The organism is Microcoleus sp. BROC3 (genome assembly GCF_036702515.1).
GTDB lineage: Bacteria > Cyanobacteriota > Cyanobacteriia > Cyanobacteriales > Microcoleaceae > Microcoleus.
This window is the reverse complement of the sequence record NZ_JAUBTQ010000009.1, coordinates 160968-168035: the sequence shown is the minus strand read 5'-3', so window position 1 is coordinate 168035 and position 7068 is coordinate 160968. Positions and strand designations below refer to the sequence as shown.

Genomic DNA, 7068 nt, shown 5'->3' with positions numbered 1-7068 from the left:
CATTGCTCGAATCTCTAAGGTTGCGCCAATTCAACCGGGCATAGAGTTGGATTCCTTGACCGGGTAAATTCATATATCTCTTTTTTTGTCAACTTCTAATACTGTACCGACGCTCTAGGGGGGATCGATCGGGAGTTTACTTCATAAACCTGCAATCTGCTGTCTCAAGATTCACCAATCCAGGGTTCAGTTAAATCGAGAATCTTCTCAAACTGAAACTCCGTCACCCAACCCCTGAGAGTTTGAAGCTCGAAAGCTTGAGATTCAGGAATCTCCTCAAGGAGTTGAAAAACTAATTCCGAATCAGCGTCAATAGCTGCTTCATATAATTTTACTATCCATTCTTTTGACATCCCTGCTAATAAATCAGTGAAATTTAACGGTTCTCCAGTCACATTAGAAGGGGAAGACGGTAGCTCTTGATCCTGATAAATATAACCGACTCCCAAATGTTTAGCCATGATGTCAAAGATGGCTTCTGTGTGGAACGGTTTTCGCACAAAATCATCACAACCAGCGGATAAAATAACTGCCTTTTCTTCTTCCCACACGCTAGCAGTAATAGCAATAACAGCAGTAGCTTGACCTTTAAGGGTGCCTTTAATGCGTTTCGTGGCTTCATACCCATCCATAACTGGCATTCTCATGTCCATCCAGATCAGATGGGGTGAGTATGAATCCCAAATTTCAAGCGCTTCAATACCGTTAGTCGCTTCTTGCACTTCAAAACCAACAGGTTGGAGGAGTTTAACTAACAGTTGCCGATTGTAATCTCGATCGTCCACTACTAGGATGCGATATTGGGGTTGGTTAGGCGCTAGGGCAACGACGCGACGACTGTGGGGTTGATTTTGAATGGCGCTGGCATCAGCGATGCCCACAGGAATGTCAAATTTAAATGTTGTGCCCGTTGTGTCTTCTAAAAATTCCTTGAGAGGCATTCCAGGGGTGAAAGCTTTACCGTGACTAATGACTGTTATTTCACCTCCCATCAAGCGGACAAATTGACGGCTAATCGTCAGTCCTAATCCGGTTCCTTGCTGTACTTTTTGACCGGATGCTGTTTGCACGAAGGGTTTGAATAAATTCTCCAGTTCCTCTGCCGCAATACCAACTCCCGTATCTTTTACTTCAAAGGTAATGGTTGTTGATTGTGGGTTGTTGGTTGTTGGTATTTCGGCTTCACTTTGGGTTTTTACCTGTTTATTTTTTACTTCTAAAGACACGCTTCCCGAAGAGGTAAACTTAACGGCATTACTGACAAAATTAATCAGCACTTGCCGCAACTTAACTTCATCAGCGCAGATATATTTAGGAACATCGGCAGCACATTCAAATCGTAAGTGTAAGCTTTGAGTGTTGGCTTTCAACGCAAACATCTCCTCGATTTCCGCTAAAAAGTGATGAATGTGAAAATTATTTTTAGATAGCGTCATGCCTCCAGCTTCAACTTTGGCAAGGTCAAGCACCTGATTAATTAGAGATAATAAATGCTCTCCACTGCGCTGAATGATGTTGAGGTTCTCTTTTTGTTCAGTTAACAGATTGGTATCCTGATTCATCAGTTGAGAAAAACCGAGAATGGCGTTCAGGGGAGTTCGCAATTCGTGGCTCATGTTGGCAAGGAAAGTGCTTTTGGCGAGGTTGGCGGCAACGGCTGCTTCTTTTGCCCGTTCGAGTTCTGCTTCGGCTTTTTTGCGATCGCTGATATCTCGTCCTACCGCCTGGAATTCAACAATGCAACCGGAACGATCAAATATCCCTCGGTTAACCCACTGCGTCCAACGCACCTGGGAGCTAACAATCACCCGATTTTCAATTGTGACAACGGGATTTTCTTTGCTAATGGAATTGACGACTCGGGTTACATATTCGCGGTCTTCCTCAAACACGACAGGTTCGTAGTGATGCCCGATGAGTTGTTCCCTTGTCAGTCCAAAAAATCGACAGAAGCCTTCATTGACAAAGGTAACGGTACCATCTGGCAGATACCGGGCAATCAGTTCTGTCTGGTCTTCCAGAATACCAAGGTAGCGTGCCTCGCTCTGCCGCAGAGCCTCTTGTGTTTTTTGGCGCTCGCGAATTTCCTGTTCTAAGCGGACATTTTCGATGAGCGTAATCTGTGCCTGCTTGCGTTCGCTAATATCTTGAAAAGCTGCGATCGCATATTCTACATTACCCGTCTCATCAAAAATTGGCGTGCTAGTTACTTCTAAGGGAACGATTCGCTCACTGTAGTGCAGTTCCAAATCATCCGCCCATGTTTTTTCACCGCGAAGCGATCGCACCAAGGGTAGCTGTTCCACTGGATAAATCTGGCCTGTGCCTGCCCGATAAACGTGATAGGTTTTTGAGAGTTGCTCGATTTCGGCTTTGGGTAAATCTTGAATATTCAGTAACTGCTGTGAAACTGGATTGGCGAAAACCAGTTGTCCTTTGGCGTCGTGAACGGATATGCCAAAAGGAATGGCATTAAGGAATTTATTCTGGCGATTTTGCGTCGATTGTACCTGAGTGTAGAGTCTGGCGTTGGTAAGTGCGATCGCCGCCTGAGTTGAAAGCAATTGAATCACTTCCAGGCGATCGGGTGTAAAAACCCCATCTGCTAAATTATTTTCCAAGTAAACAATGCCAATTAATTGCCCTTGATTGAGCAGAGGGGCGCAAAGGATAGACTTGGGCTGCTGTGTTTTGATATAAGCATCTTGAGTAAATCTCCCTTCACGGGCAACATTGGTTTCAATCAGTCCTTGTTTAGTCCTCTCAACATAGTGAATAATCGACAAAGGAAGACAGCTTTCTATAGGAGTAGATTGCAATACCATCACCTGATTTGAGTTAGCCTCGCCTGACGCTTCGACTCTTAGTTGTCCTTGAGACTCTAAAATTAGATAGCCAGTTTGTGCCCCGCAGCTTTCCAGGAGGATTCTCATCAAAGTCGTGAGAAGTTTATCTAACTCAATTTCACTGGCGATCGCCCCAGATGCTTTCATCAAGGCTGCCAAATCCAGGAGTTCACCTGAAGTGCTGTTAGATGTATCAGACAGGTTGCGGCGCGATCGATCGGAGAAATCGGCTGTGGTAAAACGCTTTAAAAGTTCTGGATACTGTCCTTTTAAATCAGTCAATTTAGCTGTTGCACCCCAACGTAAATAGCAGTAGTAAGCATTTGTCATATAGGCTTGGGCAACTTGCTCTTTTCCCCAAGCGATGTAGAATTTGGCAGCTAGTTCATTAGCCAAAGCCTCTTCGTTGATGTACTCATGTTCTTTGGCTAAGGCAATGGCGCGATCGTAGTAGTCGATCGCCCTAGCCTTTTCACCCAAAACTCGATACCGCTCTGCCTCCACTAGATAGAATTTATGGAGGTGAGTCATTGGAGCAAAATGAGCCCATTTTTTGAGTTTTTTCTGGTTGGCTTTAACCTTCTGGAGGATGAGTTTTTGCTCGGATTTTGGTGCGTCAGAATAGATAGCCAGAGCAAGTAAAGAATTGTAGAAATGGTAGAGAGGAATAGTACCTACAGCGCTATCGCTATATTTTTCTGCTAATTTAGCATTTTCTATAGCTTGCTGATAGTCTTGAAAAAGATAGCAGAGAAATAGCTTGTAAAAATAGACCGATCGACAAAGATTTTGAGCATTCGCCTCTAGATGCAGGGGTAACATTTTTGTTTCGTCATAACTTTCACCGATTAAACGGCATTTATCTTCAGCCTGTCCCCTCAAGTTCAATAAAACCTGTCGATTGAGTTGGTTATAGTAATATGATGTTTCTTGCTTCAGTTGGCTGAGGGTATTACTGTACATTGCCATCTCTGCCTCGACTGTTGCCAATTCCTTCCCCAATACATAGGAATGGTAGCAGTATACGCAGGCAGAATAAGCTGCATATTCTAAATCTCCAGTTTCTAGGGCGATCGAGTAAGCATTCTGCAAAGGGTTTAAAGTTTCCCTAAGATGCTCTTTCCAATGTTTGACAAAGTAATTTACAATAAATATGGTTCTGGCTTTGAGTTCTTTAGCATTAAACTTATCGAGTAACAAGAGAGCAAGTTGTCCAAATTGATAGCCAGTCTCAATGTCTCCTACGGTTTCTCCAGACAGAATCAGTCCGTAAGTAGCATAGGCACAAGAAGACACAGAAGTATTCCCGTATTTGATGGATAAATTGACCTGTTTAAAAACCATCAGTGGCAGCAGTTCAGGTGTTGCAAAATGGGCAGCCGAAACTACACTTGAGAGGATACGCATTGCTGCCTGCTTATCAGGATTAGTCATCACTGGTAAGTCGATTAAGTCCTCGATTCGCTTCCCTGCTAAACTTAACTGAGTCTTCACCAGTTCCAGGAAAATATTTAATTGTGTTGGTTTTTTGGGAAAGCGAATCCCCAACAGCTTTAATACTGAAAGGGCCGTATCTATCGCTTCTAACGGTTGGTTTTGTGCTGTATAGGCTTGAATCTTGACTTCATAGACTTTCACTTTGTCCAGCAAGGAAGTAGCTTGTTGAAGCACAATGTCAGCCAATTTTTCCATTTCCTCAAGGTGGCCACTCAAGATAGCAGCTTCTACTGTTTCCACATAAAGTGCCAGAGTTAGGTCATACAGACGAAACCAACTATCTGCAGTCAGGCAATTTATACCAATTCTTAAGTAATTCCAGGCTGGTTTCCAAGCTGCTGATGCCTTCGCTTTTTTGCCAGCAATCAGATTTAATTGAGCAAGTTTATCTCTTTCTAACTGAACGTCTATTGCTTCAATACTGAAGTTGAGTTGATTGACAATATCAAAAATATTTTGTTGGAGTATCGGTTGCGGTGTATTTTGTAACAACAGTTGCCCGATTTTCCAGTGAACCGCTTGCTTGTCGTCTGGGGGAATTAGAGAATAGGCGGCTTGCTGGATGCGATCGTGAGCAAATTTATAAGTAATTTTTAAGTCCTTCGCATCTCGATTGGTTTTCAGGAATTTGTAATCATCCCCAATGGGTAATATCAATCCCGCTTGAATGGCATCCCACAATTCATTAGCCGCTGCTTTTTGAGAAGTTTCATTAATAATTGAAAGCGTTTCTAAATCAAATTGGTTGCCAATACAAGCGGCTAATCGTAAAACTTTTTGTGCAGACTCTGATAAAGTTTTAATTTTATCTGCCATGAACTCAACAACGTTATCAGTAATATTCCTAGTTATAATTGGATCTAAATCCCAAGACCAAGCCCCAGAATTCGGATCAAAATTTAGCAATTGCTCTGTATAAAGTGACTTGATAAACTCTTTGATAAAAAAGGGATTTCCTTGTGTTTTTTGCCAAACCAACTCTGCTAATTTTTGCGTAGGGAGGCACTCTGTTTTCAGGGTATCCGCAATGAATTCATTAACCTGGTTTAAATTTAAGGGTGAAAGAGAGAGATGATTAATTACTACTCCCTGTTTTTTTATCTCAGATAAAGTCAGCATAGTAGGATGAGTTGCACTGACTTCGTTATCTCGATAAGCTCCGATTACAAACAGATATTGAGTAGTAAAATCGGTCATTATCAACTGGAGAAATTGCAACGTAGCGCTGTCTGTCCACTGAAGGTCGTCTAGAAATAGGACGAGGGGATGTTCTTTTTGGCAAAAAACCTGAATAAATTTTTGAAAAGCTAAATTAAACCGATTTCGTGCTTCTGTTGCAGGTAATTCGGGGACGGGATTCTGTTTGCCAATAATCAGTTCAACTTCGGGAATGACATCAATAATAATTTGTCCGTTGATTCCTAATGCCCGTCGAATCTTCTCTTGCCACTGTTGTAATTGCGCTTGAGTTTCTGTGAGTAATTGTCGCACCAATTTTTGGAAGGCAGCGACTAAAGCTTGATAGGGAATATCGCGTTGCAACTGGTCAAATTTACCTGCAATAAAGTAGCCGCTTTTTTGAGTGATGAGCTTATACAATTCCTGAACTAAAGCTGATTTCCCAATACCAGAGTATCCAGAAATTAGCATGATCTCAGTTTTTCTTTGTACGGGCAGATTTTGTGACTGAGTTGTCGTTGGGTTACTCAGGTTATTTGCTAAACCAGCCCCTACTTGTTTTTCTTGTGCCGACGCTACACGCTCAAATGCAGTCAATAAGGACTTTATCTGTGATTCTCTCCCGTACAGTTTTTGAGGGAGTTGTAATTGAGGAGAAATGTCTTGGTATCCCAAGGAAAAAGCTTTAATTTTGCCATTTCTAGATTGAGCGAGACATTGTTTTAAATCGGTCTTGATTCCCCAAGCACTTTGATATCTATATTCCGCCGTCTTTGCCATTAATTTCATGACAATTTCTGAGGCTATCAAGGGAATTTCTGGATTGATTTCATGAGGTGGAGTCGGTTGTTTTGCAATATGACAATGGACTAACTCAAGTGCATCGACGGATTCAAAAGGAAACTGGTTGGTTAGCAGTTCATAGAAAGTAACGCCAAGAGAATAAAAGTCGGTGCGGTAGTCTATCGCTCGATTCATCCTGCCTGTTTGTTCGGGGGAAATATAAGCTAATGTCCCTTCTAGAAGATGAGGACTTTTGAGGGTGGGATTCTCTTGGGATAGGATGGTAGATAAGCCAAAGTCAATAATTTTTAATTGTCCGGTTTGAGGATTTAAGACAATATTAGATGGATTGATATCTTTGTGAATGACCTTTTTTTGATGAACTTTGCCTAACGCATCTGTGATTTGGATGGCTAGGTGGAGAAACTCTGGTAAAGCCAAGGGACGGTCATCCAGCAGGATTTTTAAGGACTCTCCTCCAAAATCCTCTAACAACATGACTTGTGTGTTTTCGTATTTTCGCAGTTCGTAGGCTTTAATCGTTTCCTCTAGGTTGAGACGGCGAGTGATTTCGTATTCCTGCTGATAGCGGTAGAGTTCGGCTGGTGTGGGGTAATCCTCTTTGAGGAGTTTCAAAATTAAAGGTTGCTGATTTGATTTGAGGATGCCTCGGTATACGAGGGAATTAGCACTTTCGTAAATCTGGCTGACAATTGTGATATCTGGCAGTGAAATCATGTTGGGAATTATTGCTGCCTAAAAA

The 7068-nt window shown here is 42.2% G+C and carries 1 protein-coding gene; it reads right to left on the bottom strand.

Annotated features, from left to right (window positions below):
- Window positions 1-164 precede the first annotated feature (164 nt).
- Window positions 165-7043 (bottom strand): AAA family ATPase, encoded by a 6879-nt coding sequence (locus QUB30_RS08360; protein ID WP_333331776.1) that lies wholly within the window; start codon window positions 7041-7043, stop codon window positions 165-167.
- Window positions 7044-7068 lie beyond the last annotated feature (25 nt).

Coding starts and splice junctions, on each gene's coding strand:
- QUB30_RS08360 (WP_333331776.1), bottom strand. CDS start 7,043: ATGATTTCACTGCCAGATATCACAATTGTCAGCCAGATTTACGAAAGT.